This window comes from Oleiphilus sp. HI0066, from assembly GCF_001635725.1.
Genome location: NZ_LWFH01000045.1, coordinates 1 through 1,378, shown reverse-complemented (window position 1 = coordinate 1,378; position 1,378 = coordinate 1). Strand labels below are relative to the sequence as shown.

Annotated in this window: 1 protein-coding gene; it reads right to left on the bottom strand. The window is 43.2% G+C overall.

Annotated features, from left to right (window positions below; all coding sequences use genetic code 11):
- On the bottom strand, positions 1-1,207 hold a 1,207-nt coding region (locus tag A3738_RS00980; protein WP_068763276.1), incomplete at its 3' end, for a DEAD/DEAH box helicase.
- Between the last annotated feature and the right edge of the window lie 171 nt (positions 1,208-1,378).

The following is a 1,378-nucleotide window of genomic DNA, read 5'->3' as shown; positions in this document are numbered from 1 at the left end:
CGACTTTGGTCTTATTTTTCTTCGGTTTTTTCGCCTTAATTGGTTTTAAAGTCTGCGGAGATGCTGGCAATGCATTTTGAGCTTCGAAGCCTTTTATGTCTTCTCTTGGAATATGCTGCTGAATCAAACGCTCTATTCCGACGAGTTCTTTATATTCTTCTGCCGTGACTAACGAGACAGCTTTCCCTGCCATGCCAGCGCGCCCGGTGCGACCAATACGATGCACGTAATCCTCAGCTACATGCGGTAAATCAAAGTTCACGACTTGAGGTAACTGATCAATATCAATTCCTCGCGCGGCAATATCGGTAGCAATAAGCGCTTGTAAATCACCGCTTTTAAAGTCTGATAGCGCCCTTGTTCTAGCTCCTTGACTCTTATTACCATGAATCGCGGCTGCTTTAATTCCAGACTTAATCAGTTTTTGGCTTAGCTTGTTCGCGCCGTGCTTTGTCCGACAAAAGACGAGCACTTGATACCATTGATGGCGTTTAATTAAGGTAATTAAGGCTTGTGACTTGTTAGCTTTATCAATTGGAATAACTAATTGATCGACAGTTTTCGCGGCAGAATTTTTTGGCGATACAGAGATCTCAACGGGATCATGAATCAAGCCTTTCGCTAAATTACGAATGTCATCGGAAAATGTCGCTGAGAACAGCAGATTTTGTCTGCGCTTGGGCAATAGCGCGATAACGCGGCGAATATCATTAATGAAGCCCATATCCAGCATTCTGTCGGCTTCGTCTAGAACAAATACGTCAATCTGATCGAGCTTTACGGCATTCTTTTCACATAAATCAAGTAAGCGTCCAGGCGTTGCAACTAATACATCAATACCCTTTCTTAACTTCAACATCTGAGGGTTAATCTTCACCCCTCCAAACACAACTGCAGAGCGCGTATCAGAGAATTGACTGTAATCTTCTAAACTCTGGTGCACCTGAGCTGCAAGCTCTCGCGTTGGTGTAAGAATGAGTACTCGGACCTGATTGGCCTTTACACGAGCTTTTCCTTCAAGGTACTGAATAATAGGAAGTGTAAAGCTAGCAGTTTTGCCTGTACCCGTTTGCGCGGCAGCCATCACATCTTGCCCTGTTAATACGGCAGGAATAGCCTCTTGCTGGATTGAGGATGGTGTCTTATAACCTTTTAACTCAATTGCTTTTAGGATATTTCGATTAAGGCCAAGCTCTTCAAAGTACATTAAGTATTCGTTCTCAGTATGTGGGGGAAGAATGCGCGCGAAGTATAGGTGGGATTAAGCTTTTACGATACATAAACTTCATCATTCGTATGCTAGTAGGTCAAAACACGCACTGCGAGCTTGGTGCGACGATCTATTTATGTCACGATAAAAACAAATAATTAAGTGCTT